Source organism: Streptomyces colonosanans (assembly GCF_001866645.1).
Taxonomy (GTDB): Bacteria; Actinomycetota; Actinomycetes; order Streptomycetales; family Streptomycetaceae; genus Streptomyces; species Streptomyces colonosanans.
Genome location: NZ_MLYP01000042.1, coordinates 33942 through 60135 on the forward strand (window position 1 = coordinate 33942; position 26194 = coordinate 60135).

The 26194-nt window shown below is 69.9% G+C and carries 23 protein-coding genes and 5 pseudogenes; 13 read left to right on the forward strand and 15 right to left on the reverse strand.

What is annotated here, in order from left to right; translation table 11 throughout:
- Nucleotides 1-282: 282 nt before the first annotated feature.
- The 3 genes from BIV24_RS16260 to ilvA all read right to left on the reverse strand — a co-directional run bounded on the left by BIV24_RS16260 (nucleotide 283) and on the right by ilvA (nucleotide 3654).
- Nucleotides 283-1074 carry an ABC transporter permease gene (locus BIV24_RS16260; protein ID WP_079168322.1) on the reverse strand — a complete coding sequence of 264 codons (792 nt, stop codon included), beginning with the start codon at nucleotides 1072-1074 and terminating at the stop codon, nucleotides 283-285.
- A 214-nt stretch (nucleotides 1075-1288) separates the two neighbouring features.
- Nucleotides 1289-2299 (reverse strand): ATP-binding cassette domain-containing protein, encoded by a 1011-nt coding sequence (locus BIV24_RS16270; protein WP_071367029.1) that lies wholly within the window; start codon nucleotides 2297-2299, stop codon nucleotides 1289-1291.
- Nucleotides 2300-2424: 125 nt separating this feature from the next.
- On the reverse strand, nucleotides 2425-3654 hold the full coding sequence (gene ilvA, locus BIV24_RS16275) for a threonine ammonia-lyase (RefSeq protein ID WP_071367030.1): 1230 nt from the start codon (nucleotides 3652-3654) through the stop codon (nucleotides 2425-2427).
- A gap of 166 nt (nucleotides 3655-3820) precedes the next feature.
- On the opposite strand from ilvA, the gene BIV24_RS16280 reads away from it, so the two are divergent.
- The 3 genes from BIV24_RS16280 to BIV24_RS16290 all read left to right on the forward strand — a co-directional run bounded on the left by BIV24_RS16280 (nucleotide 3821) and on the right by BIV24_RS16290 (nucleotide 5420).
- Entirely contained in the window at nucleotides 3821-4327 is a 507-nt protein-coding gene (locus BIV24_RS16280; protein ID WP_177198744.1) for a MarR family winged helix-turn-helix transcriptional regulator, read from the forward strand.
- 222 nt (nucleotides 4328-4549) lie between these two features.
- Nucleotides 4550-5053 carry a sigma factor-like helix-turn-helix DNA-binding protein gene (locus tag BIV24_RS16285; protein WP_071367031.1) on the forward strand — a complete coding sequence of 168 codons (504 nt, stop codon included), beginning with the start codon at nucleotides 4550-4552 and terminating at the stop codon, nucleotides 5051-5053.
- A 118-nt stretch (nucleotides 5054-5171) separates the two neighbouring features.
- Complete coding sequence (locus BIV24_RS16290; protein ID WP_107459512.1) at nucleotides 5172-5420, forward strand: hypothetical protein; 249 nt, start codon at nucleotides 5172-5174, stop codon at nucleotides 5418-5420.
- 23 nt (nucleotides 5421-5443) lie between these two features.
- Here the strand turns inward: BIV24_RS16290 and BIV24_RS16295 are convergent, their stop codons facing one another.
- On the reverse strand, nucleotides 5444-6604 hold the full coding sequence (locus tag BIV24_RS16295; RefSeq protein ID WP_071367139.1) for a cystathionine gamma-synthase: 1161 nt from the start codon (nucleotides 6602-6604) through the stop codon (nucleotides 5444-5446).
- A gap of 157 nt (nucleotides 6605-6761) precedes the next feature.
- Between BIV24_RS16295 and BIV24_RS16300 the strand changes: the two genes are divergently transcribed.
- The 9 genes and pseudogenes from BIV24_RS16300 (at nucleotide 6762) to BIV24_RS16335 (ending at nucleotide 13555) form a co-directional block, all read left to right on the forward strand.
- Nucleotides 6762-7880, forward strand: a complete 1119-nt coding sequence (locus BIV24_RS16300; RefSeq protein ID WP_071367032.1) for a hypothetical protein — start codon at nucleotides 6762-6764, stop codon at nucleotides 7878-7880.
- Between the two features lie 187 nt (nucleotides 7881-8067).
- Nucleotides 8068-8781 carry a peptide-methionine (S)-S-oxide reductase MsrA gene (gene msrA / locus BIV24_RS16305; RefSeq protein WP_071367033.1) on the forward strand — a complete coding sequence of 238 codons (714 nt, stop codon included), beginning with the start codon at nucleotides 8068-8070 and terminating at the stop codon, nucleotides 8779-8781.
- Nucleotides 8782-9023: 242 nt separating this feature from the next.
- Nucleotides 9024-9163 (forward strand): annotated as a pseudogene (locus BIV24_RS35440) (DUF4291 family protein); the annotation flags it as partial.
- A 461-nt stretch (nucleotides 9164-9624) separates the two neighbouring features.
- Nucleotides 9625-9915, forward strand: a pseudogene (locus tag BIV24_RS16310) (alpha/beta fold hydrolase); the annotation flags it as partial.
- A gap of 3 nt (nucleotides 9916-9918) precedes the next feature.
- Nucleotides 9919-10451: pseudogene (locus BIV24_RS16315) on the forward strand (DUF4291 domain-containing protein).
- Nucleotides 10452-10618: 167 nt separating this feature from the next.
- Nucleotides 10619-11776 (forward strand): hypothetical protein, encoded by a 1158-nt coding sequence (locus BIV24_RS16320; protein ID WP_071367034.1) that lies wholly within the window; start codon nucleotides 10619-10621, stop codon nucleotides 11774-11776.
- A gap of 390 nt (nucleotides 11777-12166) precedes the next feature.
- Nucleotides 12167-12328 (forward strand): annotated as a pseudogene (locus BIV24_RS33350) (DUF4291 family protein); the annotation flags it as partial.
- A gap of 315 nt (nucleotides 12329-12643) precedes the next feature.
- Nucleotides 12644-12823: a hypothetical protein gene (locus BIV24_RS16330; protein WP_071367035.1), complete on the forward strand. Its 180-nt coding sequence runs from the start codon at nucleotides 12644-12646 to the stop codon at nucleotides 12821-12823.
- Nucleotides 12824-12847: 24 nt separating this feature from the next.
- The gene (locus BIV24_RS16335) at nucleotides 12848-13555 is read left to right on the forward strand and encodes a DUF2637 domain-containing protein (RefSeq protein WP_079168304.1); all 708 of its coding nucleotides are present in this window, start codon (nucleotides 12848-12850) and stop codon (nucleotides 13553-13555) included.
- A gap of 246 nt (nucleotides 13556-13801) precedes the next feature.
- Here BIV24_RS16335 and BIV24_RS16340 read toward each other — a convergent pair whose 3' ends face one another.
- The 8 genes and pseudogenes from BIV24_RS16340 to BIV24_RS16380 form a co-directional block, all read right to left on the reverse strand.
- Nucleotides 13802-15571: a S8 family serine peptidase gene (locus BIV24_RS16340; protein ID WP_245766837.1), complete on the reverse strand. Its 1770-nt coding sequence runs from the start codon at nucleotides 15569-15571 to the stop codon at nucleotides 13802-13804.
- A 98-nt stretch (nucleotides 15572-15669) separates the two neighbouring features.
- Entirely contained in the window at nucleotides 15670-16116 is a 447-nt protein-coding gene (locus BIV24_RS16345) for a hypothetical protein (protein ID WP_071367036.1), read from the reverse strand.
- Between the two features lie 464 nt (nucleotides 16117-16580).
- Nucleotides 16581-16967: a VOC family protein gene (locus tag BIV24_RS16355; protein WP_071367038.1), complete on the reverse strand. Its 387-nt coding sequence runs from the start codon at nucleotides 16965-16967 to the stop codon at nucleotides 16581-16583.
- Between the two features lie 183 nt (nucleotides 16968-17150).
- Nucleotides 17151-17639 (reverse strand): annotated as a pseudogene (locus BIV24_RS16360) (peptidase S8); the annotation flags it as partial.
- Between the two features lie 41 nt (nucleotides 17640-17680).
- On the reverse strand, nucleotides 17681-18376 hold the full coding sequence (locus BIV24_RS16365; protein ID WP_071367040.1) for an ABC transporter ATP-binding protein: 696 nt from the start codon (nucleotides 18374-18376) through the stop codon (nucleotides 17681-17683).
- An 83-nt stretch (nucleotides 18377-18459) separates the two neighbouring features.
- Nucleotides 18460-19905: an ABC transporter permease gene (locus tag BIV24_RS16370; RefSeq protein ID WP_071367041.1), complete on the reverse strand. Its 1446-nt coding sequence runs from the start codon at nucleotides 19903-19905 to the stop codon at nucleotides 18460-18462.
- 170 nt (nucleotides 19906-20075) lie between these two features.
- A complete protein-coding gene (locus tag BIV24_RS16375; protein ID WP_177198737.1) occupies nucleotides 20076-21338 on the reverse strand; it encodes a L,D-transpeptidase in 1263 nt (420 codons plus the stop codon).
- 221 nt (nucleotides 21339-21559) lie between these two features.
- Nucleotides 21560-21919 carry a hypothetical protein gene (locus BIV24_RS16380; RefSeq protein ID WP_071367143.1) on the reverse strand — a complete coding sequence of 120 codons (360 nt, stop codon included), beginning with the start codon at nucleotides 21917-21919 and terminating at the stop codon, nucleotides 21560-21562.
- A gap of 120 nt (nucleotides 21920-22039) precedes the next feature.
- Here BIV24_RS16380 and BIV24_RS16385 point away from each other — a divergent pair, with 120 nt between their 5' ends.
- Entirely contained in the window at nucleotides 22040-22348 is a 309-nt protein-coding gene (locus BIV24_RS16385) for an LAETG motif-containing sortase-dependent surface protein (RefSeq protein ID WP_079168305.1), read from the forward strand.
- A 48-nt stretch (nucleotides 22349-22396) separates the two neighbouring features.
- Here the strand turns inward: BIV24_RS16385 and hutH are convergent, their stop codons facing one another.
- The 3 genes from hutH to BIV24_RS16400 form a co-directional block, all read right to left on the reverse strand.
- On the reverse strand, nucleotides 22397-23938 hold the full coding sequence (gene hutH / locus BIV24_RS16390; protein WP_071367043.1) for a histidine ammonia-lyase: 1542 nt from the start codon (nucleotides 23936-23938) through the stop codon (nucleotides 22397-22399).
- A gap of 110 nt (nucleotides 23939-24048) precedes the next feature.
- Nucleotides 24049-25188, reverse strand: a complete 1140-nt coding sequence (locus tag BIV24_RS16395; RefSeq protein ID WP_071367044.1) for a GGDEF domain-containing protein — start codon at nucleotides 25186-25188, stop codon at nucleotides 24049-24051.
- Nucleotides 25189-25268: 80 nt separating this feature from the next.
- Complete coding sequence (locus BIV24_RS16400; RefSeq protein WP_071367045.1) at nucleotides 25269-26075, reverse strand: enoyl-CoA hydratase/isomerase family protein; 807 nt, start codon at nucleotides 26073-26075, stop codon at nucleotides 25269-25271.
- Nucleotides 26076-26194 lie beyond the last annotated feature (119 nt).

The window sequence follows — 26194 nt, forward strand, 5'->3', positions numbered from 1 at the left end:
TTGTGGTACATGGAATTAGCAGGCAGTCTGGGTGTGCTGCGACCTCCAAAACGGGCCCGCCCTTACAAGAAGGAGCTAAGCACCAAACATCGAAGTCAAACCAGCGGTTTCGCCAAGGGTACCGACATCCCGTAGCGGAGGAACGCAGTTTTAAACACAAGAAAGTCCCCTCCTTCTCGCTTGGAGGGGACTTCGCGCATATCGTTGTCTCTGGTCAGAGGCCTACTCAGACCACCTGCAACCCAGCCAACTTGGGCGAACAGCATCGGGAAGGCGGGGCCGTCAACCGTGTGCCCGGCGGTACTTGCGGACCGCGAGCGTGCGGAAGAGCAGGATGATCACGGCCGACCAGATCAGCGAGGCCCACACGGGGTGCTGCATGGGCCAGGCATCGGGCGTCCGGAAGCCCGGGGGAAGGTTGCCGAACAGCTCACGGCACGCCTGCACGGTGGCACTGAACGGGTTCCACTCCGCGATGTGCCGCAGGAAGGCCGGCATCTGGTTCGCGTCCACGAACGCGTTCGAGATGAAGGTCAGCGGAAACAGCCAGATCAGACCGCCCGAGGTCGCCGCTTCAGGAGTGCGCACGGACAGGCCGATGAGCGCGCCGATCCACGAGAACGCGTAACCGAAGAGCAGGAGCAGGCCGAATCCGGCGAGCACCTTGCCGAAATTCTCGTGCGTGCGCCAGCCGACGATCACAGCGACTATCGCCAGGACGATCAGGGTGAGCGCCGTCTGCACCAGGTCGGCGAGGGTACGCCCGGTCAGCACCGCACCACGTGCCATCGGCAGGGAGCGGAAGCGGTCGATGAGGCCCTTGTGCATGTCGTCGGCGATGCCCGCACCCGCGCCCGCCGTGGCGAACGTGACGGTCTGGGCGAAGATGCCGGCCATCAGGAACTCGCGGTAGGCCTGGGGAGAGATGGACGAGCCGACCCGGATCGAGCCGCCGAACACATAGGTGAACAGCACCACGAACATGATCGGCTGAAGAAGCCCAAAAACGAGCATTTCGGGAATCCGGCCCATGCGGATCAAGTTCCTGTGGGCGATGACCAGGGAGTCGTTCATGGCGCTCACTTCGCCTGCTCCTTCCAAGCTTCAAGCCCGCTCACGTCCAGGTCTCGGGTGCGCGGCGAGATGAAACCTGGCCGACACGAGCGAACAAGATCCGGAATCCGGGTCATGCGAATCAGGTTCCGCTTGGCGACGACCAGGGAGTCATGGACGAGCTGACTGACGGGGTTCGTGCGTGCCGCGACGGGCACGGCGTCGTGGACGGCACTCACTGGGCTGGCTCCTTCGTGTGCTTGCGGGCCTTGGGACCCTCGGCCTCGCTGCTCTCTCCGGGCTTCTCCTCGGCGAGATGACCGGTCAGGGACAGGAAGACGTCGTCCAGAGTGGGGCGGCGCAGTCCGACGTCGTCCATCTCGATGTCGCGGCTGTCCAGCTCGCGGATGACCTCGGCGAGGAGCTTGGCACCGCCGCTGACGGGGACGGTGAGCTTGCGGGTGTGCTCCTCGACAGTTGTCTCGCCCTTGCCGAAGCCGCTCAGGACCTCGACGGCGGCCGTGATGTGCCCGCGATCCCGCACCACGACCTCGACGCGCTCTCCGCCCGTCTGCGCCTTGAGCTGGTCGGAGGTGCCGCGGGCGATGACCCGGCCGTGGTCGACGACGCAGATGTCGTGCGCCAGGTGGTCGGCCTCTTCGAGGTACTGGGTGGTCAGCAGCAGCGTCGTACCGCCGGAGACCAGCTGTTTGATGACGTCCCACAACTGCTGGCGGTTGCGAGGGTCGAGGCCGGTCGTCGGCTCGTCCATGAACATCACAGGGGGCCGGACCACCAGAGCGGCCGCGAGGTCGAGCCGGCGGCGCATACCGCCGGAGTACGTCTTCGTGGGGCGGTCGGCGGCGTCCGTGAGGTGGAACTGCTCCAGCAGCTCGGCCGCCCGCTGCTTCGCCGCCTTCGCCCTCATCTGGTAGAGCTGCCCCACCATCTGGAGGTTCTCGCGGCCGGTCAGATACTCGTCGACCGCGGCGAACTGCCCGGACAGGCCGACCGAGCGGCGCACCGCGTCAGGGTGCTTGAGGACGTCGATCCCGGCCACGATCGCCGTGCCGCGGTCGGGGCGCAGCAGGGTCGTAAGACAGCGGACCGTCGTGGTCTTGCCCGCGCCGTTCGGCCCGAGGAGGCCCAGCACGGTGCCCTCGGGGACATCGAGGTCGACGCCGTCCAGGGCTTTTACGTCACCGAAGTGCTTCACCAGGCCTTCGGCGTAGATGGCGCCCGGCATATGAGTTCTCCACGTCTTTGGGGATCGGGCAGAGCAGGTTCTTCTTCGTGGCGCAACAACACCATAACGCGATGTATCGCGTCTCTCAATGGATTTCCCAAACGGCTACGCGCCCGGCTCCGGACTCAGTCGATGACCGTGTAGCCCGCCTCCCGCAGCACCTGCCCGACCTCCGCGCAGTGCTCCGGGCCCTTCGTTTCCAGGTGCAGTTCGACCTCCGCCTCCGTGAGCCCCAGCCGCGGATCCGTCCGCACGTGGCTCACATCGAGGACGTTAGCGTCGGCCACCGACAACGCCCCGAGAAGCGTCGCGAGGGCGCCCGGGCGGTCGGTGAGCCTCAGCCGGACCGCGAGATAGCGGCCCGCCGCGGCCATGCCGTGCCGCAGTACGCGCTGCAGCAGCACGGGGTCCACGTTGCCGCCGGACAGCACCGCCACGACCGGGCCCTCGAAGGCGTCCGGCTCGCGCAACAGCGCCGCGACGGAACTCGCGCCCGCCGGCTCGACCACCAGTTTGGCTCGCTCCAGGCAGAGCAGCAGCGCGCTGGAGAGGTTGTCCTCGGAGACCGTTCGGACCTCGTCGACCAGGTCGCGGACGATCCCGAACGGCACATCGCCGGGCTGCCCCACCCTGATGCCGTCGGCCATGGTCGCCGGATGCCTGACCGGCACCGGGCGCCCGGCCGCCAGCGAGGGCGGATACGCGGCCGCGCCCTCCGCCTGCACGCCCACCACCCGTACGTCCGGGCGCAGCGCCTTCACCGCGGTGGCGATGCCGGCGACCAGTCCGCCGCCGCCGACGCCGACGATGATCGTCCGCACCTCGGGGCACTGCTCCAGGATCTCCAGGCCGACCGTGCCCTGGCCCGCAATGATGTCCGGGTGGTCGAACGGGTGGATGAACACCGCGCCCGTCCCGGCCGCGTACTCCTGCGCGGCGGCCAGCGTCTCGTCCACCACCTGGCCGTGCAGCCGCACCTCGGCGCCGTACTCGCGGGTAGCGCTGATCTTCGGCAGCGGGGCGCTCGTCGGCATGAAGACCGTCGCGTGCACGCCGAGCAGGGAGGAGGCCAGGGCCACGCCCTGCGCATGGTTGCCCGCACTCGCCGCGACGACGCCCGCGGCGCGCTCCTCGGGCAGCAGCCCCGCGATGCGCACGTATGCGCCGCGCAGCTTGAACGACCCGGTCCGCTGGAGGTTCTCGCACTTGAAGTGCACCGGCGCGCCGACCAGCCGGGACAGGTACCTGCTGCCCTCCATGGCGGTGACCCGCGCGACCCCTGACAGCATCTTCTGGGCGCCTCGTACGTCGTCCAGTGTCACTGCCGCCACGGAGTCGGCCGTGCTGTAGCTCATGACCACCAGTTTCGCAGGTCACGCCCGTCCGCATCAGGTATGACCCAAGGCCTGGTACGGGTTTTGCGCAGCACCGGTACGACCTGTGCCCCGGCCGCGTACTCTGTCCCCCACACTCAGCTCCCACGCATGAAGTGAGCCCCCGGCCATGCCCACAACACCTGACATGTCGATGGACATGACGATCGCCGGTGACACCGGTCTCCTGGACGTGCTGCAACACGAGGTCGCGGTGTTCGCGCGGCGCGCTGAACAGACGCGGCTCGGCGGGGTCGGGCAGGTGCGCAACTCCATGGACCGCGCCGCATACCTGCTGCTCAACCGCCTCGACCTGGAGGGGCCGATGGGCGTCAAGGCGCTCGCTGCGAGCATGGGCATCGACTCGTCGACGGTCACCCGGCAGGTGGCCCCGCTGGTCGACACCGGTCTCGTCAAGCGCACCTCCCACCCGGAGGACGGACGCGCGGTGGTGCTCCAGCTCTCCCCCCGCGGGCTGTCGCGCCTGGGCGAAGTGCGCTGCTCCAGGCGGCAGCTCGTGGCCGAACTGACGACCGATTGGACACCGGAGGAGCGGCAGGCGTTCTGCACCCTGCTCACGCGGTTCAATGTCGCGCTGTCCGCCCGGCAGAACACCCAGGGGGTTCCGGCGTCGGAGGCACGGCCGGAGTCCTGAGCCCCAGGCCCGTCGTCCGTCGTCATCCCCGCACGCGCGCGTGCGGACACTGCCCGGCTCTTGACCGGGAGGGTACGACCGGTCTCATATGAATCATATGAATCCGGGATCCCTGTCGTCGGCGGTCCGGCATGCCGTGGGTGCTCCCACCGTGCGCACGCGGCCGTCACCGCACGAGGCAGGGTCTTGTCCTTTCAGGATCGCCCTCAGGCGGGAGGAGCGGTGCGAGAACGGCATGCGTCCCAAGTCGGCCGTCGGGCCCGGGAGTTCGAGGCGTTCGTCGCGGGCGCGGCCGGGCGGCTGCTGCACGCCGCCACGCTGCTCACCGCAGAGGCCCCCGCCGACAACCCGCGTGCGCGGCGTCTGCTGACGCTGGCCCTCGCCCAGACGTACGCGTCCTGGGACAGGCTGCGCGGTGAGGATCCGTACGCCCGCGCACGCCAGCATCTGGCCGCCCGCTTCGCGCACGGGGCGTGGCACCGGTACGGGCTGCTCGGCCGGCACCACCCGGACTCGGGCAGCGTTCTCGCGCGCCTGTCGCCCCAGGAGCGGCTGATCCTGGTCCTCAGGCTGTACGAGGGCGTCGCGGAGGAACAGACAGCGGCGCTACTGGGTCTGCCCTCCGAGCGGGTACAGGGGATCTACGCGCGCGCGATGGCGACGCTGCTGCATCCGCCACGGAGTGCGGCACCGGCAGTGCCCGGAGCCAGAACGGTGCCGTCGTGAACGGGCCGTACAGGTGGGCGAGAGGCACCCCCGCCAAACCCTGCCCGAGAGCGAGCAGCGCCCTCCCGAAGCCCTGCCCGGGCGCGCTCCCGAAGCCGTACAGGAACGGAGGCGCCCGGTGAAACCGCACGAGCGGGAGGCGGCCGTGCGCCGGATGCTGGAGCGGACACCACCCCAGGTGCCCCCGGGCCTCCACACGGAGGTGGTGCGGCGCGGCGGCCGTATGCTGCGCCGCCGCACGGTGGCGCGCCGCCTGATGTGGCTGGCGCTGCTCGCCGCGACCCTCGCCTTCGTGATCTGGGCGTGGACGGCACGCCCCTGGGTGGAGCCGCCGTCGACGACGACTCCACCGGTCAGCAAGTGGTGACCGAACGCAGCGCGACCGGGCACTCAGGCCCAGGCCAGGGCCTGCTGCAGGTCCTCCAGAAGGTCGTCGACGTTCTCGATGCCCACGGAGAGGCGGACGAGGTCGGAGGGGACCTCCAGGGCGGACCCGGCCGCGGACGCGTGCGTCATGCGCCCGGGGTGCTCGATCAGGGACTCCACACCCCCCAGGGACTCGCCGAGCGTGAACACCTTGGCGCGGTTGCAGACCTCGACGGCCGCCTCCTCGCCGCCCTCGACCCGGAAGGACACCATGCCGCCGAACGTCTTCATCTGCTTGGCGGCGATCTCGTGACCGGGGTGCTCCGGCAGGCCCGGGTACAGAACGCGCGTCACGCGCGCGTGCCGGGTGAGCATGTCGGCGACCTTGGCGGCGTTCTCGCTGTGCCGGTCCATACGGACGGACAGCGTCTTGGTGCCGCGCAGCACCAGCCATGAGTCGAAGGGGCCGGCGACCGCACCCATCGCGTTCTGGTGGTACGCCAGCTGCTCGCCCAGCTCCTGGTCGTTCACGATCAGCGCGCCGCCGACGACGTCCGAGTGGCCGCCCATGTACTTGGTCAGGGAGTGCACGACGACGTCGGCGCCCAGGGCGAGCGGCTGCTGGAGGTAGGGGGTCGCGAAGGTGTTGTCGACGACGAGCCTGATGCCCGCGTCCCGGGCGATCTGGGCGACGACAGCGATGTCGGTGATGCCGAGCAGGGGGTTGGAGGGGGTCTCCACCCACACGGCCTTGGTCTTCGGGGTGAGCGCGGCTTGTACGGAGGAGGGGTCGCTGGTGTCGGCGACCGACCATTCCACGCCCCACCGCGAGACGACCTTGGCGAAGAGGCGGAACGTACCGCCGTACGCGTCGTTCGGGATGACCACGTGGTCGCCGGGGCTGAGCAGCGTACGCAACAGGCAGTCCTCGGCCGCCAGTCCGGATGCGAACGCGAGGCCGCGGCGGCCGCCCTCCAGGGCGGCGAGGTTCTCCTCCAGCGCGGTCCTGGTGGGGTTGGCGCTGCGGCTGTACTCATAGCCGCCACGCAGCCCGCCGACACCGTCCTGCTTGTAGGTGGAGACCTGGTAGATCGGCGGGACGACCGCGCCGGTGAGGGGGTCGGCGGTGTTGCCCGCGTGAATCGCGAGGGTCTCGAAGTGCTGACTGATATGCCTGTCACTCATGAGCACTGAGGGTAGTGCGCTCGCGGCGCCGATGACGGCGCGCGATGCCGGGCGCCGGGCGGAGCGAGCAGATGGGCGAAGTGCGGCGGTGGGGGGTTTTCCACAGGCTCGCGGACCGGGTTGGCCAAGTGTCGGATCCGTCTGGTTCGCTTGAGGCATGGAGATTCTCTGGGTCCTGACGGCGCTGGCCCTGCTCAGCATGATTCTGCTTCCTGTCCTCTTGCGCAGGCGCGCGGGCATCCAGCGGGTCGCGCCGGGCACCCCGGACGCCGCGGACCCGGCGAACTACGGCTTCGTGCGCCAGGAGGAGCTGGACATCCGGATGCCCGGCCCCGACCAGGACCTGCTGGACGTCCTGAACCTGGTGCAGCGCACGCAGGACTACCGCGCGGCGGCGCAGCTCCTGGCCGGGACGGAGAAGGAGAGCGAGGAGCGCTGGCAGCGCGTGCAGGCCTTCGCGGGTGCCGCTTCCCTGGAGCTCCAGCAGCGGCCGGGCGGGGTGAGCGAGACGCCGGGCGGCCAGTGGCTGCGGGTGTGGCGGGCCGAGGCCCCCAAGGACCCGGGCGGCGCGGCCGTGCAGGCGGAGTTCCTGGTGCAGCAGGCGTGGCGCACCTCGACGCCGGGAACGGACGACTTCCGGATCATCATGGAGGAGGCGAAGGCGGCGTGCGCGCAGGCGGCGCTGCTGGCCCCCGGCGACCCGATCCCCTACATCATCGAGCTCTCGGTGGCCCGCGGACTCGCCTACCCGCAGCCGGAGTTCGAACAGCTGTGGCTGAAGATCCTGGACCGCGCACCGGCCCACATGGGGGCGCACCTGGCGGCGCTGCACTACTGGTGCGAGAAGTGGCACGGCTCGCGGGTGCTGGCGTATTCCTTCGCGGAAGCCGCCGCGGCCCGCGCCCCGCAGGGCTCGCTGCTGGCCGCGATGCCCCTGTTCGCGGTCTTCGAGCACCTCCCCGAGGTGAATCTGGTCAGGAGCTTCTACCAGAGCGAGGTCGTGACGAAGGCGGTCCACGGCGCGCTCTTCGCGGTCCAGGCAGCCCGCCCCGACGACCCGATGCTGGCGCATGTCCGCCACCTCCTGGTGTTCTTCCTCGTCCGCAGCGAGCGCTGGGCGGAGGCGATGGCCCAGCTGATCCACATCGACGGCCATGTGGGCGCGCTGCCGTGGACCCTGTCCCCGGACCCGGCGGCGGAGTTCGCCGTCTACCGGGCTCTGGCCGTGGCGGGCTACGAGGCGAACGGCGGAAGCCCGGCGACACTGCTCCACTGAGGAGCCCCACGCGTCCGGCCCCGGCCCGGGGCCGGAATTGCCCCTCGGCACACACCGGTGCACCGGAATGCGGGCGGCACCAGGATCGTTGTCCTTGATGCCGTCGCCCGCATACCGCAAGAGCGGCGGAACCGACGGGCCCGTTGTGACGGGCGGGCCCGCCCCTCAGATCGACAGGGAGACCCCCATGCTCTTCGGCCGGACGCCGCAGCTGCCCACGCCCGAGCAGGCGCTCAAGGGCCGGGACACACCCGCGTTCGAGGTCCCCGACCGCCACACCGTCCTCGGCAACCCGCTCATCGGCCCGTACCCCGACGGCCTGGAGATCGCCGACTTCGGCCTGGGCTGCTTCTGGGGCGCCGAGCGCAAGTTCTGGCAGCTCCAGACGGGTGTGTGGACGACCCTCGTGGGCTACCAGGGCGGCCACACCGAGAACCCCACCTACGAGGAGGTCTGCTCGGGCCTGACAGGCCACACGGAGGCGGTCCGCGTGGTCTACGACCCGAAGAAGCTCTCGTACGAGCGCCTCCTCCAGGTCTTCTGGGAGTCCCACGACCCCACACAGGGCTTCCGCCAGGGCAACGACGTCGGCACCCAGTACCGCTCGGCGATCTACACCCACTCCCCTGCCCAGGCGACCGCCGCGGAAGCCTCCCGTGAGGCGTACCAGAAGGTCCTCACGGCGTCGGGCCACGGCCGGATCACCACGGAACTACTCCCTGCCGAGGGCCGCGAGTTCTATCCGGCGGAGGCATATCACCAGCAGTACCTCGACAAGAATCCGGCGGGCTACTGCGGCCTGGGCGGGACGGGGGTCAAGCTGAGTACCCCGTTCGAAACGAACTGGGGAGCGTCTTGCCCGACTGGCATCGCTCCGGCGCCGGAGGTATCCGAGAAGTAGCCGAACCAGCCTGAGTCCGGCCCGACTGGCCGTGGCATCGATCGCCGTTGGCGCGGTGCCACGGCGGAGTCGTCTTGCTGAGGCGCTGAGCCACCTACGCGGGACAGCGGCCGCAAAGACTATGGCCGTGCTGTCAGTGACATGCCTGCCCGGTGTCGCGGTCGCGGAGATGTGAGGGCGCGGCCTTGGAGCGTTCGAAAATCGATGGCAGGCGGGAAACGACCGGCACCACCCTGTACGCCATGGAAGAACCGCAACGCAGGATCCGCGCGCTCCACACAACATCCACCATCACCGTCTACCAGGCGTACCCCCGGAGATCGGCACGCCTGCGGTTCGCGAGGGCCGCTTCCCCGCCGCGTGGAAACGGGATCGAATGACGTGAGTCATCATGCCGGGTTTACAACTTCAAGCTGTGTGGTGACGCCCGAGGATGTTTCCAGCGCCAGCGAAGTTGGACTCTACGACCGTACGGGGCCGGCGTGGCCTCATCCGGGGTCTACTACGGACTGCAACCTGCCGACGCGAGCCTCGATGAGGTTCGCGGGCTGCTCACCGTTCACGTAGCAGGGGCCTCGGCGCGACCAGCACCCCGGTTGCGCTCGCGTCGACTCGTCAAGACAGTTCGCGGGCCAGTCGTCTGAGCGCAACGATCTGACTGCCCGCAAAGCCAGCGACATCTATCGCGACTGCCGCAAGAGTGAGCAGCACAAGCGCACTTGCCGCAGTCATAGACACCGCAGCAAGCACGCATGCCGCAAGTAGATTCGCCACAAGTACGAGACGTAGGCTCCCGGACGAAGGACGAAAACTGAGCCGCCACACGACGCCGGCCCACAGCACGTGCCGCAGCTGCGCGCGATGATCAGAGCGGGCGTCCGCGCCTACCGCATTCGCCGCCCGGCTCCGCTGCCCCTGTCCGAAGAGGAACTGTCGACCATCCGCACCCCGCTCTATCTGGTGCTCGGCAAGCGAAGCCTCCTTGTGCATCCGGCGCGGCAAGTGGAGCGCGTTCCGCGGCTGATACGGGGCGCCCGGGCCGAGATTGTCTCGAACACCGGTCACGGACCGCAGATCGACCATGCGGACGAGGTCAACCGCCGGATGTTGGATTTCATGGACTCGATCGGCTGACGGGTGCGGACCCGGGCGGGTCTCAGCCGCGATCTCCGGTCCAGTGACCGTCTCCCGTCAAAGGGTTGTGAACGCGGCTTGACATGGATCAAGCCGTCGTTCCTGTGGATGATGTACCGCTGCGGCTGGGGCACGAAGACAGGACAAGAGACCGTTCTCGCTGTCGAGATCGCTCGCGACGGCTTCGAGTGGGCGCTGCGCAACGCATGCCTGTCCAGTTACGTGCAGGGGCTGCACCCCGACCGCAGCGCCTGGCAACGCCAGTTGAAGCGTGCACCGGCCCGCGTCCAGTGGGGCCCCGAGCGTGATCTGCACCTCCAGCCGCTGCCGTACCGCTCGCTGCAACTCGGCCTCTCCGGTGAGGCCGTACGACGCTACGCGGACGAGTGGACGGTCTCCATCAGCGACGTGACGCCGCTCGCCCACGAGATCCACGCACTCGTCAGCAGCGGGACTTGGACTCCGCGACCCGGCTGCTGCCCGAGGAGCGGCCCTATCCGGCCGAAGGTGAACTCGTGGCGCACCTGAGCTCGTGATCGAGCACGCTCTCCGACGGCCGGTGGAGCGGTGGCGTCGAGCCTGGCGGAGCGCCGCAGTGGGAGCGGCTGGAGCGGGGGTTGCGGCTCGGGCCGCTCGCGCACGGCTGGGACAGGGAGTTTTCAGACCTCGCCCAGGCTTACGATCACCCAAAGGGGGTGGTCGCATGGCCGAGGGCAGGCGCTCCTGGGCGCGGCTCGGGGGATGGTTCGGAGGGGCGGCGCGGCGGCGGGCGGAGGAGGAGCTCGCCGAGGTCGAGGCGCGGATCACCGCGTTCGGGGGCGCGCTCGACGAGCACGACTTCTCGCCGGGGGAGCCGGGGGCCACCGACGCGATGCGCGCCGACCTGGGGCGGGCCCTCGACGCATACGAGGAGGCCAAGCGGGCCTTCGTCGGGGACCGGGACCGGGAGGATGCCCTCGACGTACTGCGGGCGCTGGACGACGGGTGGCACGCGCTGGCCTGTCTCGACGCCCGGCGGGCGGGCCTGCCGCTGCCCCGTCGGCTGCCGCTGTGCTTCTTCGACGCCCGGCACGGGCGGGCCGTGCGCGAACTGCCCTGGGCTCCGGCGGACGGAACCACCCGCAATGTCGCGGTGTGCGCGGCGTGCGGGGTGCGGCTGGAGGAGCGGCGCGGCGTGGGCGGAGGGGGGCTTCCCGTTCCCCGGCGGGTGGGGTCCGAGGCCGCGCTCCGGCAGCCAGGGCCTGTGCGGGCCGCCGCCCATCCTGAGGCGCACGACGGGGCGAACGAGCGGGCGTACGGGCAGGGCCCTGGATCCGCGCGGGTGCGGTTGCCGGCCGTGGGGCGGCCCGCCGTGCTGGTGGTGCGGAGCGACAGCGCCGAGCAGCTGACCGTCGTGCTACTGCTGCGTGGCAACCAGCGCAAGGGCTACTCGCTGGGCGACGGCTTCGAGCCGGTGCACGCCCGGGTGCCGATGCGGCGCTCGGGCAACCGCGAAGTGGCTCGGTTCCTGGTGGAGTTCCGGGGCGCGGCCCGGGCCGGCTGGGAGGCGTGGGCCGAACCCGTCGACGTCGTACCGAAGTTCACCGAGCGAATCCACGGGAGCGGTGGGGACCTCGTACAGTACGCAGGCCCGGGCGGCCCGGCCGTGCTGCGGCACCGCGGACGCGGCGACGTACGGCTGCTGGCCCTGGACGACAACCTCGCCGAGTGGGCCGAGGCGAGGCGCGGCAAGGGCGACGCCGACCTGCCGTTCCGCCTGCCGGGGCCCGGCGCCTACCAGGTGCAGGCCCGAGGCAGCTGGGTCATCGAGACCGAGGCGGCGGACGGGGACTCGGAGGCGGGAGAGGGGCGCGGGGCGTGAGGGAGGGTGCGCCCCTGTCTCCCAGTCCAGGGCCCCGTGGAACCCGTGTCGCGTCCTGCGTGTATACGCCCTGACACAGAAAGCCGGTCCTCCAGGAGTCGCAGGCCGACGAGCGACTTCCGACGCCATTCCGCCGGAGGAGCGCCGTCGAAAGGTCTGTGAACACGGCTTGACGTGTGTGACCGAGCCGCCTTCACAGTCCTATGGCATGTGGTCCCGACCGGTCCCCTGGCCCCTGCCCGTGGCGGGAAAACATGGTGATGGACGAAGACGAGAGCCTTCGCCGCTACGGACTGTGTCCTGCCGAGGCGAGCCTCGACGAGATTCGCGGGTTGCTCGCCACGCGAACCCGGCTGGAGAAGGGGACTCAGGGTGACGGTGACACGGAGCCGCGTCCAGTGGGACCCGGAGCGCGATCTGCACCTCCAGCCGCTGCCGTACCGCTCGCTGCAACTCGGCCTCTGTGGTGAGGCCGTACGACGCCACGCGGACGAGTGGACGGTCTTCATCAACGACGTGACCCCGCTCGCCCACCAGGTCCACGCACGCGTCGGCTGCCCGGCAGGCCCCTCTGGGCTGGTCCACGGCCTTGCCGGTACGGCCCGGTCCGGTCGGTGTCCGGCGGACGAGGTGGTCTTCTTCTGCGGTTTCCCGCGCAGGCCTGCGGTCTCCCGCACAGGCCGCGTTCTCCGTTATCGCGAAGGCTTCCGCCTCGCATCACAGAGAGTGAAATGCTACTGATCTGAAAAGATTTGCAAGCATATTCCAAATCAGCCATTCAAGTACGGTCATCCAACCGAAGAAACGATTCTTCATTGAATTATTCCCCCGAATGCCGGATACCCCTCACCCCATGATGCTCGTTAGGTGATCGTGACTTGGAACGAACCAGAAGATCAGATCCCCGCCGGTGGCGGCACCCTTTGGTGCGACCCGGTCGGCGGCGACACGCGCCTCAAGGGCTGTTCGGATCTTCTTGACGATTTCTTCAAGAAGATCGGCGAGATGGAAAGCGAATACCTGCGCACTCTGGACGGAGCGCCCTGAGCAAGGGCACGGAGGGGCTGGAGAATGGACAGGAATCAAGGTGAACCAAGTCTCTACGACTTTCAGTTTGCCCTGAGAACCGACTACGACACACTGGGGCAGCAGTCTTACAACGCGGGCCCCTTCGAGACACAGCACGTCTGGGGGACGCCTGGACCGGACATCGCGCCGAACGGCTGGGACCCGGACGAGGAACTGGCTCAGATGCTGTCCAGCGTGACCAGCGCGGATCCCGCTCCGGTCACCGTGGACGGACAGCATCGCCGCAGGGTCGACCGGCGGCGCCCCCGGCCGGGATCCCACACCCTCGACGCTGGTCAGAAAGTCACCCCTGCCACGATCCTGATCGCGACCATCGCCGCGTGCGCGGTGGCCATGCTGGGTTGGTCCATCGCCTATTCGTACAACCAGTTGTGCACCATCGCCTCGACCGTACTGCCCGCGCCACTGGCGCAGTGGTGGCCGCTGACCGTGTACGGACCGTGGTTCGTCGCCGCGCTGTCCATCCTGCGCGCGTCCTTTCAGCACCGGACCGCCCGGCGCTCCTGGAGCGTCATCCTGGTCGCCTCCGCCACGGCGGTGGCCCTCTGCGTCAGCCACTCGTCACATTCCATGCTTTCGATGGTGATCGTCGGCATTCCGCCGATCACCGCCCTGGTCTGCTTCCGGGAGCTCGTCGGCCAGGTCTCGTACAAGCACCGCCCTCGGCATGCCGCGCCCAGCAAGGAGTAGTCCGGCGGCTGAAACGTCTTGGCACCCCCGACCGAGCGCGCAGACCGAACGGCACCCGCCCTCAAGGCGGGTGCCGTTTCGTGAATTCGCCGCGGGGACGGCCTCGCACAAAACGTACGTGGGGTACCAGTGCCGCGGCAGGCGACGTTCGCCCCGTCGCGACGCCCGCCACGCTCCCCCAAGCTCTTCGAGCAGGGGGAGCACCGGACGCCGCTCCTTGACGGGCAAACGTTGCCTGCCATGGCACTAGCCGACCCCGGAGGAGGCGTAGAGCGACAGCGACGGGGTGAGCTGGACTGCGGGGGCCAGGCTGAGGGCGACAAGGGCGTCGGGCAGGCCGCGCCCCACCCGGGCCGCTTCCACGGTGCCCGGGGCGGTCAGTTGGCGACAACTGGCCGCGATGATCTCGAACAGGCGCCGTACCCGGCCAGGTCCGCGGGGCAGCAACTGACCATGGAAGTCGTCGTGGTGGGCGAGGACGAGGGCGGCGAGGCCCGCGATGTGCGCCGAGGCCGCGCCGGTGCCGTCCAAGACCATGTACCCGCCCTGCGGCGCGCACGACAGGACCGCCACGCCGGGAGCAGCCGCGTCGACCCCGGGGCCGTAGCAGCCGAACGGCGCGGCGAACAGCCCGTCCGGCGTCAACTGCCGCCCCACGTGGGTGCCTTGGGAGGTGCCCTGCGGGTACGAGCCCGAGACTCCCAGCGCGCCCACGGTGAACACGGTGGGCAGCGAGCCGGGGAAGGCGACCGGCCCGCCCGTGTCGCCCGCCGGCGCGATGCAGGCGATGCCCATCGCGTGGACATCGGCGAGTTTGCGTGCGACCAGCGACGACGGGTAGGGCGTCGCCACCGCGATGTGGGCGATGTCGACCTCGCGCTCGATGCAGTGGTCCAGGGCGTCGATCAGATCACTGAAATGCCCGTCGGGCATGACCTGGCAGACCTCGATCTCGGCGTCGACCGCGATACCGATGATGCCCTTGCCGGTGTCCGCCCCGGCGACGATGCCCGCCGTGTGCGTACCGGTGCCCGTCGGGTCGTGACCCCAGCCGTCGTCCGTGCCGTGCACGAGGTCCGCCCCGGAGCGCACCCGCTGCTTCAGATCGGCGTGGTCGGTGCTGACGCCCGAGCCGATAAGGGCGATCTTGACACCGAATGCGCGGAACGTGGGGGGCAACCGGTCCAGCCGCATGGCCTGCTGGCCCCAGCCGTACTGCTGCCGCTCCTCCAGTTCGGGGTACACCTTGGCCAGCGGAGTGAGGGTGACGAGGTTCTCCCGGGTCGCCGACAGGTCGGGGCCGTGGATCCAGCGGTCCAGGTAGTCGGCCGCGGGCCGGACGTACAGCGACCGAACGGTCTTCGCGGTCTCCGTCGACAGCGTGACGGTGACCGTCCCGTCGGCCCCGGTGACGCCCTGGCTCGGCCAGGTGGACCCGATCAGGAACACCCCCGCACCGGCCAGCGGTTCACCGTCCGGGCCGCAGACGCGCAACGAGATGTCCACCGATTGCTGCAGCGGCGCGATCAGCCCCGGATCGGGGAGCGGCAGACCCCCCGGGACCGGCATGGCGGCGGGTCCGGTGCCGGACAGCGGCAGGTCCGGCTCGATGTGCACGTGCAGCGCCCGCATCGCCGGTACCTGGGACTCGGCCGCCTCGACGACCGCGACTTCCGGGCAGGAGGGCGACAGCCCCGCCGATTGCAGCTTCTGCGACGGCTGAAGCCTGCGCCGCACCCTGACCTCGGGCATCCGCGCGAGCCGGTCGCACACCGCGTCCATGCTCGGTTCGGGCACTCCCAAGGGGAGCAGATGCCGCGGCAGCGGTGTCACCAGGTACCGCCCCCGGCGCGGCTGCACCGCGACCGGTGAGTGCGCGCCCTTCTCGCGTGGGCCCGCCTGCGCACCCTTGGGTGCCGGCCCACCCTCCACCTCGCCCTCGGAACCGCTCTCGCGGTTGTTCACGGGCCCGTCCTTGACCATTACGTCCACCTTCACCACGCCTACGTCGTCCAAGTGCTCGTGATCCGGCGATCGGCGGCTCGCACTTCCACGGTGATGCGGTGTGCCCGGGAACCGCTCCCGGGCACACCGCATCGCGCGCCGCCCTGGGGTCAGCCGATACCGAAGGGCTGGCCCATCTGGCCGTAACCGAAGCCCGGCTGCTGGTACTGCGGGAACTGCTGGACCTGCGGGAACTGCTGGACCTGCGGGATCTGCTGGCTCTGCTGGAGCAGCGTCACGACCGCGACCGGCAGCGCCTGCTGCACGGACTGCTCCACCGCGCTCCGGATGCCCTCGTGCAGCGTGTGGTGCAGCGCGACAGCGAGGTACGGGTGCGCCTGCTGGGCCACACCCTGCTGCTGGAGCTGCTGCTGGACCTGCTGGATCTGCTGCAGCGTGTGCTGCATGCGCTGCGCGACCTGCTGGCCGGCCTGCTGACACGCCTGCTGGATCGCCTGCTGGACCACTTGCGCGATCTGCTGCTGCGACCCGCCGATCTGCTGGCCGAACTGCTGGCCGAACTGCTGCATGGGCTGGGTACCGGTCATCACCGACATGAATGCTCCATTCGATGCCACCATGAGAAAGCCGACATAACTGTCTATGTGGGCTTTGTCGGGAGAATCCGACGCCCTGAAGCTAAGGTGGCGCCGCGTCGGCCGCAATCGGATGACCGCCTCCGGCGAGCGGCGATCACGGTCGGATCGGCGACTCGGGCGGCACACCGGCGCACCGGACAGGACCGCTGTCGGGCCAGGTGACAGCCCGAAAACCGGGGGTCGCACCTACGAGGGCGGCCCCGCCGACCGAGTGAATGTCCTCGGCAGCCGCCGTCAGCGGGATCTGCCGGGCCGCGGCGGCGGCCTCCGCGGCGCGAAGGCGGGACTCCGGGGAGAACTCCGCGACCGGTGGGCAGAGTTCGGTTCCGCGGAAGCACAGCCACACGGGGCACGCACCCCTGGCAGGGCGGCGCGATCGGGGCGCGCCGCCCCGGCTGGTCGGGCCCCGCTGTTCCGGACGGTCAGTCCGTGCCGCTCCCGTACGGCCTTGTCAGGATCTCCAGCTGGTGGCCGTTCGGGTCCTCGAAGTACGTTCCGCGACCCCCGTCCCTGTGGTTGATCTCGCCCGGGCGGCCGTGGTGCGGGTCTGCCCAGTACGTCAGGCCTGCCGAGCGAATACGGCCGAAAATCGCGTCGAAGTCGTCCTCGGAGACCAGGAACGCGTAGTGCTGCGGGGTGATCGTGTCGGCGGTCTCCATGTAGTCCAGCGTCACGCCGTTCGGGACCTGCACCGGAATGAACGGGCCGTACTCGGGTTCCACCTCCAGCCCCAGCACAGTCGCGAGGAACTGCGCCGATGCCTGCTTGTCGTGCGCGGCGACGATCGTGTGGTTGAGTTCGACGGACATGGGTCGGGCCTCCTGTCCCCTGGGTGCCAGAACCACTTTCCACGCTAGGACAGCCGTGCCGGACCGGCACCAGCACAGGTAAGACAAGCCTTACCTCACCGGTTGCGCCCCTCACTGTCACCGAGACCCCGGCACGCGGCGGCCCGCCGGAAGCCGTGCTTCCGGCGGGCCGCCGCCATCGGATCACTTGCCGTAGATCGCGTTGCAGATCGGGATCGCCGACGTGTTGCCCTTCTTGTCGGTGATCTTGGCGCAACAGGAGAGGCTCTGGCCCTTCTTCGGGTCCTGGTAGGCGATCTTGCCGTTCTTGACCGCCGGCTTGGCCCAGGTCCTGCCGTTGTTGTACGACACGTACACCGTCAGGGATTTGAGGCCCTTGCCCGCAGCCGAGCCCTGGACCGTGACCTTCTTGCCGGCCGTGACACGGCTGTCCAGGCCGGTGGTCGCGCCGAAGTGGACCGTCGAGGCGGGCAGCATCGCCCCCTCGACCTCCTTGGACTTGAACGTCCAGGCCGCGTCGACACGGGTGGACGTCGCGGCGACCTTGGCGCTGCGGGTGACCGAGGTCGTCAGCTTGTACGAGGCCTCTCCGGACGGAACCGTGAAGCTCCGACGACCGAACAACGGGTCGTCGCCCGAAGCGATCTTCGTGCCGTTGCGGTACAGCGTCGTCTCATACAGTCGGGAATACCGAGTTGGTACGATCCGCTTGTTCATGGGGAGTTGGGGGACACCGCGTTCTCCTTGACCGTGATCTTTCCCTTCCGGATGGTCGCGAGCCGCGGCGCCTTCTTCGCGATCGCGGAGTCGTGGGTGACCATCACGAAGGTGAGCCCGTGCTCCTTCCACAGGGTCTCCAGTACGTCCATGATCTCGTCACGCGTGGACTCGTCGAGGTTTCCGGTGGGTTCGTCGGCGAGCAGCACCTTCGGTCGCTTCACCAGAGCACGGGCAATGGCGACGCGCTGCTGCTGACCACCCGACAGTTCGGCGGGCAGATGCCAGAGTCGCTCGCCGAGACCGACCGACTCCATGGCCTCGGCAGCCCGTTCGCGGCGCTCCTTCGCCTTCACCCCGAGAGGTACGAGGGCGGTCTCGACGTTCTCCTGGGCGGTGAGCGTCGGGATGAGGTTGAAGCTCTGGAAGACGAAGCCGATGTTCTCGCTGCGCACCTTGGTGAGCCGGGCCTCGGAGAGCCGGGCAAGGTCGGTGCCGTCGAGTTCGACGCTGCCCGAGGTGGGCTTGTCGAGCCCGCCGAGCATCTGCAGCAGCGTGGACTTGCCGCCGCCGGTGGGGCCCTGGATGACGAGCCGGTCGCCGTCGCCGATCGTGAGGTCGACTCCGTCCAGGGCTTGTACGGTCTCCTTGCCCCGGGTGTAACGCTTGGTGACGCCTCTGAGTTCGTACATGGTCCAACTCCTGATGGTGGAACGAGGGTGGGGCGGCCGTCAGGGGCAGGCCCCGTGCCGCGCAAGCTGTGGCGAGACGGGTACTACTCGACGCGGCGGAGGGCGTCCGCGGGCCGCAGACGGGAGGCGCGCCAGCCACCGAAGGCACCGGCGACCAGACCGCCTGCCACCGCGAGGGCGACGGCCAGGCCGACGGTGGTGAGGCTCACCGGCGCGGTGAGCGCGACCTCCAGGGTCTTCGCGGCCTGTCGGCCCGGGCCGTCGAAGCCGCCACCGCCGCCGGGACCACCACCGAAGCCGCCGCCACCACCGCCGAGCTCGGCCTGCAGCGTGGGGCTGATCGCGGTCACGGTGTAGGCCCCCGCGAGGCCGAGCAGGATGCCGAGGGCGCCGCCCACCAGGCCGTTGACCACCGCCTCGCCTATCACCTGCCGGGTCACCCGGCCCGACCTCCAGCCCAGGGCCTTGAGCGTGCCGAACTCGCGCACCCGGCGGGAGACCGCGGAGGAGGTGAGGAGTCCGGCGACCAGGAACGCGGCCACGAGCACCACGACGGACAGCCACTTGCCCACGTTGGTGGCGAGGCCGGCCGCGGTGGACAGGGAGCCGGAAACGGTGCTCGCGAGGTCCGCGGAGGTGGTGACCGTCGTCCCCGGGATGTTCTTCTGGACGGCCTTCTTGACGCTGTCGATCCGCTGCGAGTCCGTCGCCTTGACGTAGATCGTGGTGACCTTGTCCTTGGAGTCGGCGAGCGTCTGGGCCTGCTCGAGCGGCACGTACAGGTTGGCCGCGGAGTCGCCGCTGTCGGCTGTCGCGATGCCGATGACCGTGAACGTGACGCCCTTGATGGTGACGGTGCCGCCGACCTTGAGCTTCTTCTCCTTGGCGTACGCCGAGTCGGCGACGACGACCTTGGCGTCCGTCTCCGACGTCTTGAACGTACGACCGCTGGTGATCTTCGAGGAGGTCAGGGGACCGAGGGCGGACTTGGTAACGTCGGTGCCGTAGACGGAGTAGTTGTTGACGTCGAAGTCGGCGCCGCCGCCCTCGACACGGCCCTGCGGCTCACCGGTGGGCACGCCCGGCCGCCCGCCGTCCGGGTTCTGCCGGAACTGGCCCTGCCGGAACTGGCCGCTGACCTTGATGACCCGCAGGCTCAGCCCGCCGACGGCGTCCGACACACCCTTCTGGGCACGAACCTTGGTGACCGTGCTGCTCGCCAGGGTCTGGAAGCCCTGCACCATCACGCGGTCGCTGTTCTGCGTCTCCGTGGAGTCGTTGCCGCGGGCGCCGAAGCTGAAGCGCGGCCGCTGCGAGTCGCCCGCCGCGGGATCGGCCGCCTTGGTGACGGTCATGTCGGTGCCGAGTCCGTACAGCGACTGCAGAACCTTGTCCTGCGCCTTCCCCATACCGGAGGACACGGAGTTGACCACGATGACCAGAGCGATGCCCAGGGCGAGCCCGGAGGCGACGACGAGGGCCGCCTTTCTCCGGCGGCGCAGTTCGCGCCTCAGGTAGGTGAAAAACATGGCCGCACGCTATGAAGGCACTCTGATGACCCCATAAGCCCGCACTGACAGAACGATGAGAAGCCTGCGTCGCGCCTCGACGTGGCGGTGCGGACACCAAGGCGCCCGCCACCCCTGAGCGGGACGGCGGGCGCCTGGTGAAGTGATCGGGTACCGCGTGGCGTTCGGCGTCAGACGGCCGAACCCGCCTTCCACTGGGCCCAGTCCATGTTCCAGCCGTTGAGGCCGTTGTCCGGGGCGACCGTCTTGTCGCCGGTGTGCTGGACGACCACCACGTCACCGATGAGCGAGTGGTTGAAGAACCATGCACCCGAGGTGTTCGGGTCGCCCGCGCCCTTGGCGTCCGACAGGCCGACGCAGCCGTGGCTGGTGTTCGCCACGCCGAAGATGCCCCTGCCCCAGTAGTTGCCGTGGATGAAGGTGCCGGAGGTGGTCAGGCGCATGGCGTGCGGCACGTCCTTGATGTCGTACTCGCCCTTGCCGTCGCCGTCCTTGAAGCCGACGGTCGCGCCGTTCATCCGGGTCTCCGTGAACTTCTGGGAGATCACCATCTGGCCTTCGTACGTCTTGTTCTGCGGCGAACCCGCGGATATCGGGATGGTCTTGACGACCTTGCCGTCCTGCGTGACCTTCATCTGCTTGGTCCGCGCGTCGACGTACGAGACCTGGTTGCGGCCGATCTTGAAGCTGACCGTCTTCTGCTGCACGCCGTACACACCGCTCGCACCCTCGACGCCGTCGAGGTCGAGCTTGAGCGTGACGGTGGAGCCTTCCTTCCAGTACTGCTCGGGGCGGAAGTCGAGCCGGTTGGGGCTGAACCAGTGCCCGACGACTTCCTGACCGCTGCTGGACGTCACAGTGATCTTCTTCTGGACGGCGGCCTTGTTGGTGATCGCCTTGTCGAAGTTGATCGAGACCGGCATGCCCACACCGACGGTGGAGCCGCCCTCCGGCGTGAAGTTGCCTATGAAGGAGTGGGCCGGGGCGACGGTCGTGAAGGAGGCGTTCTCATGGGCTTCGCGGCCCGCGGAGTCCTGAGCCGTCACGGCAACCTTGTATGTCGTCGCCCGCTCCAGCCGGCCGCTGGGCGCCCAGCTCTTCTTGTCGGCGGATATCTGCCCGGCAACAGGCGTGCCGGAGGCGGTGGTCATGGTGACGTCGGTCAGCGTCCCCTTGGCGACCGTGACCTTGGCGGCGTTGTTGATGGAGGCGTTGTCGGAACCGTCCGCCGGCGTGATCTTGACTTGCGCCTCGGATGCCTTCTGAGCCGCCGCCTCATCGACGTTGGCCTGCGCGGTGGCCCCGCCACCGCTGCCACCGGCCTCTTTACTGCCTCCACTGCACGCGGTGAGCACGAGCATCCCGCCGAGCAGAGCGGACGCGGCCGTCAGGCACTTACGCCGCTTACTGTCCGTCATCACACGCTTCTCCATTGTTGCCGAATTCCCCAAAATGCCATGGGTCCCCCGTAGAACCCTCAACGCCCCGACCGGTTCGCCCCGTTCCACATCCCATGGATATGTGGGGCATACCACGTCGACCCGATGGGTGCGCAAGGGCCTCCGCGTCACGCGGAGCGACAGGGGACACACCGTGAAACGACGGAGCCCCGGGCTCCGATGGCCACCCGGGGGCACCGCATCCCTACGGCACGTCAGCCGAGCCCGACCTCCTCGTCGTTCTCGTCCCCCTCATCATCGACCTCATCATCCTCACCGAAGGTCCATTCCGGCGAATCAGGGTCGTAGTCGATCTGCTCACTGCTCCAGGAGGCCTGGACGAGTTCGACCCCCGGCACCTCGCTGACCAGGTCGGCCGGATCGACGATATAGGCGAGGGCCTCCGCAGTGTCTTCCGTCACGGCGCTCTCGGTGTACGTGCGCTCGCCCTCGGGCATGTCCGGGTCGCCCGCGACACGGCGCAGGGCGGCCTTGGTGAGAGTGTCCGCGTCGTCGACCCGAACGACCAATTCAACGCAAAGTCGGACATACTGTGATGTCTCAGGAGTGCTCATGGCGGGCAGCGTACGGCCCGGAGCGGATATGAAGAGGGGCGACTTCCCCGCGACCCGCACCTTTCACTAACATCGACCTATTCGGCCAATTCACAAGCGCCACAGGGGGATCGGTATTTCGTGTCCGCCGCACGTCGATCATCGTCCACCGCACGCCGGACGTTGCTGACCGCCACCGTCGCGGGAACCCTGCTGGGTGCCCTGTGGTTCGTCCCGTCCGCGGGCGCGGCACCGGACACGTCCGGGCTGCGGACACAGGCGTCCACGGACGCGAACGCCACCGCGGACCCGGCGGCCACAGACACCCAACTCGCCGACACGGGAGCCGTGGACACAACACCGTACGTGGTGGGCGGCGCCCTCTTCCTGTGCGTGGGCGCGGGCTTCGTGACGTACTCGGTGCGCAGGGAGCGCGCAGAAGCGTACTGAGGGCCGCCGTCGCGCCGGCGACAGCGGCCCCCGCCACGGGCCGGGCGGTCAGGCCAGCGGCCCGGTGACCCCCTCGACGGCCGACACGAGCCGCCCCGTCCGTACGAACCCGTCCGCTGCCGCGAGATCCGGGGCCAGGAAGCGGTCCGGGCCCGGGCCCCCGACGCCCGCCTCGCGCAGCGCGGTGATCGCCGCCCTGGTCGCCGGGGCCGGGGTCAGCCCCTCGCGCAGTTCGACGGCCCGCGCCGCCGCGTACAGCTCGATCGCCAGCACCCGGGTCAGATTGTCCACCGCCGTCCGGAGCTTGCGCGCCGCCGACCAGCCCATCGAGACGTGGTCCTCCTGCATCGCGGAGGACGGGATGGAGTCGGCGGACGCGGGCACGGCGAGCCGCTTCATCTCGCTGACCAGCGCCGCCTGCGTGTACTGGGCGATCATCAGGCCCGAGTCGACGCCCGGGTCGTCCGCCAGGAAGGGCGGCAGGCCGTGCGAGCGGTTCTTGTCGAGCAGACGGTCCGTGCGGCGTTCCGCGATCGAGGCCAGGTCCGCCACCGCGATCGCCAGGAAGTCCAGGACGTACGCCACCGGCGCGCCATGGAAGTTGCCGTTCGACTCGACCCGCCCTTCCGCGGGCAGGACCACCGGGTTGTCGACCGCGGAGGCCAGTTCACGCTCGGCGACCAGGCGGGCATGCGCCAGGGTGTCCCGGCCCGCGCCCGCGACCTGCGGGGCGCAGCGGACCGAGTACGCGTCCTGCACACGCGGCGCGTCGTCCTGGTGATGACCCGTCAGGCCCGAACCCTTGAGCACCGCGAGCATGTTGGCGGCCGACGCGCCCTGTCCGGGGTGCGGACGGATCGCGTGCAGCTCCGGCGCCAGCACCTTGTCCGTGCCGAGCAGCGCCTCCAGCGAGAGCGCGGCCGTGACGTCGGCCGACGTGTACAGCGTCTCCAGGTCCGCCAGCGCCATGATCAGCATGCCGAGCATGCCGTCGGTGCCGTTGAGAAGCGCGAGTCCCTCCTTCTCGCGCAGTTCGACGGGGGCGATGCCGTGCTCGGCGAGAAGTTCGGCGGCGGGCCGTACGGTGCCGTCGGGGCCCTCGGCCTCACCCTCGCCCATGAGCGTCAGCGCGCAGTGGGACAGCGGTGCCAGGTCGCCGGAGCAGCCGAGCGAACCGTACTCGTGCACGACCGGGGTGATGCCGGCATTGAGGATGTCCGCCATCGTCCGCGCGACCTCGGGACGGACACCGGTGTGCCCCGAGCAGACGGTCTTCAGCCGCAGGAACATCAGGGCGCGGACGACCTCCCGCTCGACCCGCGGGCCCATGCCGGCCGCGTGCGAACGGACGATGTTGCGCTGCAGCTGGGTGCGCAGCTCCTGGCTGATGTGCCGGGTCGCCAGCGCGCCGAACCCGGTGCTGACCCCGTAGACGGGGTCCGGCTTCGCCGCCAGCGCGTCCACGACTCCCCGGGCCTGCGCGAGGGCCGCCAGGGCCTCCTCTGAGAGCTCGATCCGGGCACCCGCGCGGGCCACGGCGAGCACGTCGGACGCGGTGACCCCGGACGTCCCCACCACCACAGTGTGCATATCCATATTCAGGAGCGTACGCAGTGAATTCGATGATGTCACTAGTGGACTGCGGGGTGGCCCCTTACCCGGCCGAGGGGACGGCGTGGCCCCGGCAGGGCGGCCGGCGCTCAGGACTGACGCCCACGGAACCGGCGGCGCTCCCCCACGGGCGGAGGCGTGTCGGCCAGGCGTACGACCGGATCGTCGGGCCCCTCACGGCCCGCGACCACGGGCTTCGAGGCACGCAGGGCCTTGGCGCGGTACTGGGCCGCGTCCGCGAGCCGGAACAGCCGGCGGGCCGAGCGGACCGGCCCGATGGGATCCAGGGTCGAGGCGACCCCGCAGGCGACGCCTTCGCCGAGTTCCAGCTCGGCCGCGCGGCGGCAGACCTCCTCGGCGATCCGGACGACCTCGTCGGCCGGCGGGCCGACGGCCAGAAGACAGAACTCGTCGCCGCCGAGGCGGGCGACAAGCGTCTCCGGCAGCATGGCGCCACACAGCGAGAGGACCGAACCGAAACGTTCCAGCAGCCGGTCGCCCACGGCATGCCCCTGGGTGTCGTTGACCTGCTTGAGCCCGTTGAGATCACAGACGACGAGCGAGACCCCGATCCCGTCCTCGCGGTGCTGCTCGACCGCCTCGTCGAGGCGTACGTCGACGGCGCGGCGGTTGGCCAGTCCGGTGAGGGCGTCGGTGAAGGCCAGCCGGCGCGCCTCCTCCAGACGTTCGGTCTGGGCGATACCGGCGGCGACGACGGAGGCGAGCACGGTGGCGAAGTCGGCGTCGGCACGGTCGAAGACGGGGGCGCCGACCGGGCGGGCCACATACAGCTCACCCCAGGCGCGGCCGTGCAGCACGAGGGGCGCGACGACACAGCAGCCGCGGCGACGGCGGCGCAGGGCGGCCACGCGCTGGTGGCAGTACCCGGCGTGCCCCGCGGCCGAGCCGTCCGCGGTCTCCACCCAGGCGCTCGGCCCGCCGCCGCCCGCCCAACGCTCGTGCAGGAACTCGGTGATCTCCGGGAACTGGTGCACGGGATACGCCTCGTGCTCCGGGAACTCCTCCTCGGCGGGTGCGCGCTCCCCCACGTTGACCAGGACCCGCAGCCGCCCCAGCTCGCGCTCCCACACGGAGAGCGCGGCGAAGCTCCCGGCGAGCGCCCGGCACGCGCCGAGGGCGGCGGCCTGCCAGGACTCCCGCGGAGTGTGCGCCGCCGCCATCCCCTGCGCCAGCGCCACCACGGCCCTCAGCCGACTGTCCTCACCCATCCCTCCAGGCTAGGGACGTTCAGGACAATGTGGGACATCGATGCGGCGATCAGGGTGTGCGGACGCCGGGCGCCTCGCGGCTACTCTCCGGGCCAGCTGGGGCTGCGCTTCTCGTTGAAGGCCGCCACCCCCTCCGCCCGGTCCCCCGAGAACGCCACCGAGCGCCACGCCGCGTCCTCGACCTCGAGACCGGTCCGCAGGTCCAGGCCGTGCCCCAACCTCAGGGCGCGCTTCGCGGCACGCAGACCCACGGGGGAGTTCGCGGCGATGCGGGCCGCGAGGCCGAGCGCCTCCGCGCGGTCCCGGCCCTCCGGTACGAGCTCGTCGACCAGACCCAACTCCCGCGCCTCGGCCGCCTCCAGGCGCCGTGCCGTGAAGATCAGCTCCGCCGCACGCGCCGCGCCCACCCGGCGGGGCAGCAGCTGTGTGCCACCGCCGCCCGGGATCACGCCGACGGACACCTCGGGCAGCCCGACCACCGCCGTGCGGTCCGCCACGATCAGGTCGCAGGACAGCGCCAGCTCGAAGCCGCCGCCCAGCGCGTAGCCGTGCACGGCGGCGACCGTCGGCATCGGCAGCTCCAGGACGCCGGTGTAGGCGGCGCGCGCGACCGGCCGCTGGCGCACCAGGTCGGCGTCCGTGAAGGAGTTGCGCTCCTTCAGGTCGGCGCCCACGCAGAAGGCCCGCTCGTGCGTCGACGTCAGCACCGTCACCCGGGCGTCCCGGTCGGCGGCCAGGTGCTCGCACGCCGCGGCGATCGAGCGCGCCATCTGCGTGGACACCGCGTTCATCGCCTTGGGCCGGTCGAGCGCCAGCTCCGCGACATACCCGTGCCGCCGTACGACGACGTACTCGCCGAACCGCCGCTCGTCGCCCTGCTCCGCCATGACACCCTCCCGGTTAACGCGGGTTAACTACCGACATCCCGATCATCGCAGCCGAAGCGGCCCGGCGGAAGCCGCCGCGATCCTCGGACGGACACGGGCCACCCGTCCCCGTTCGAGTG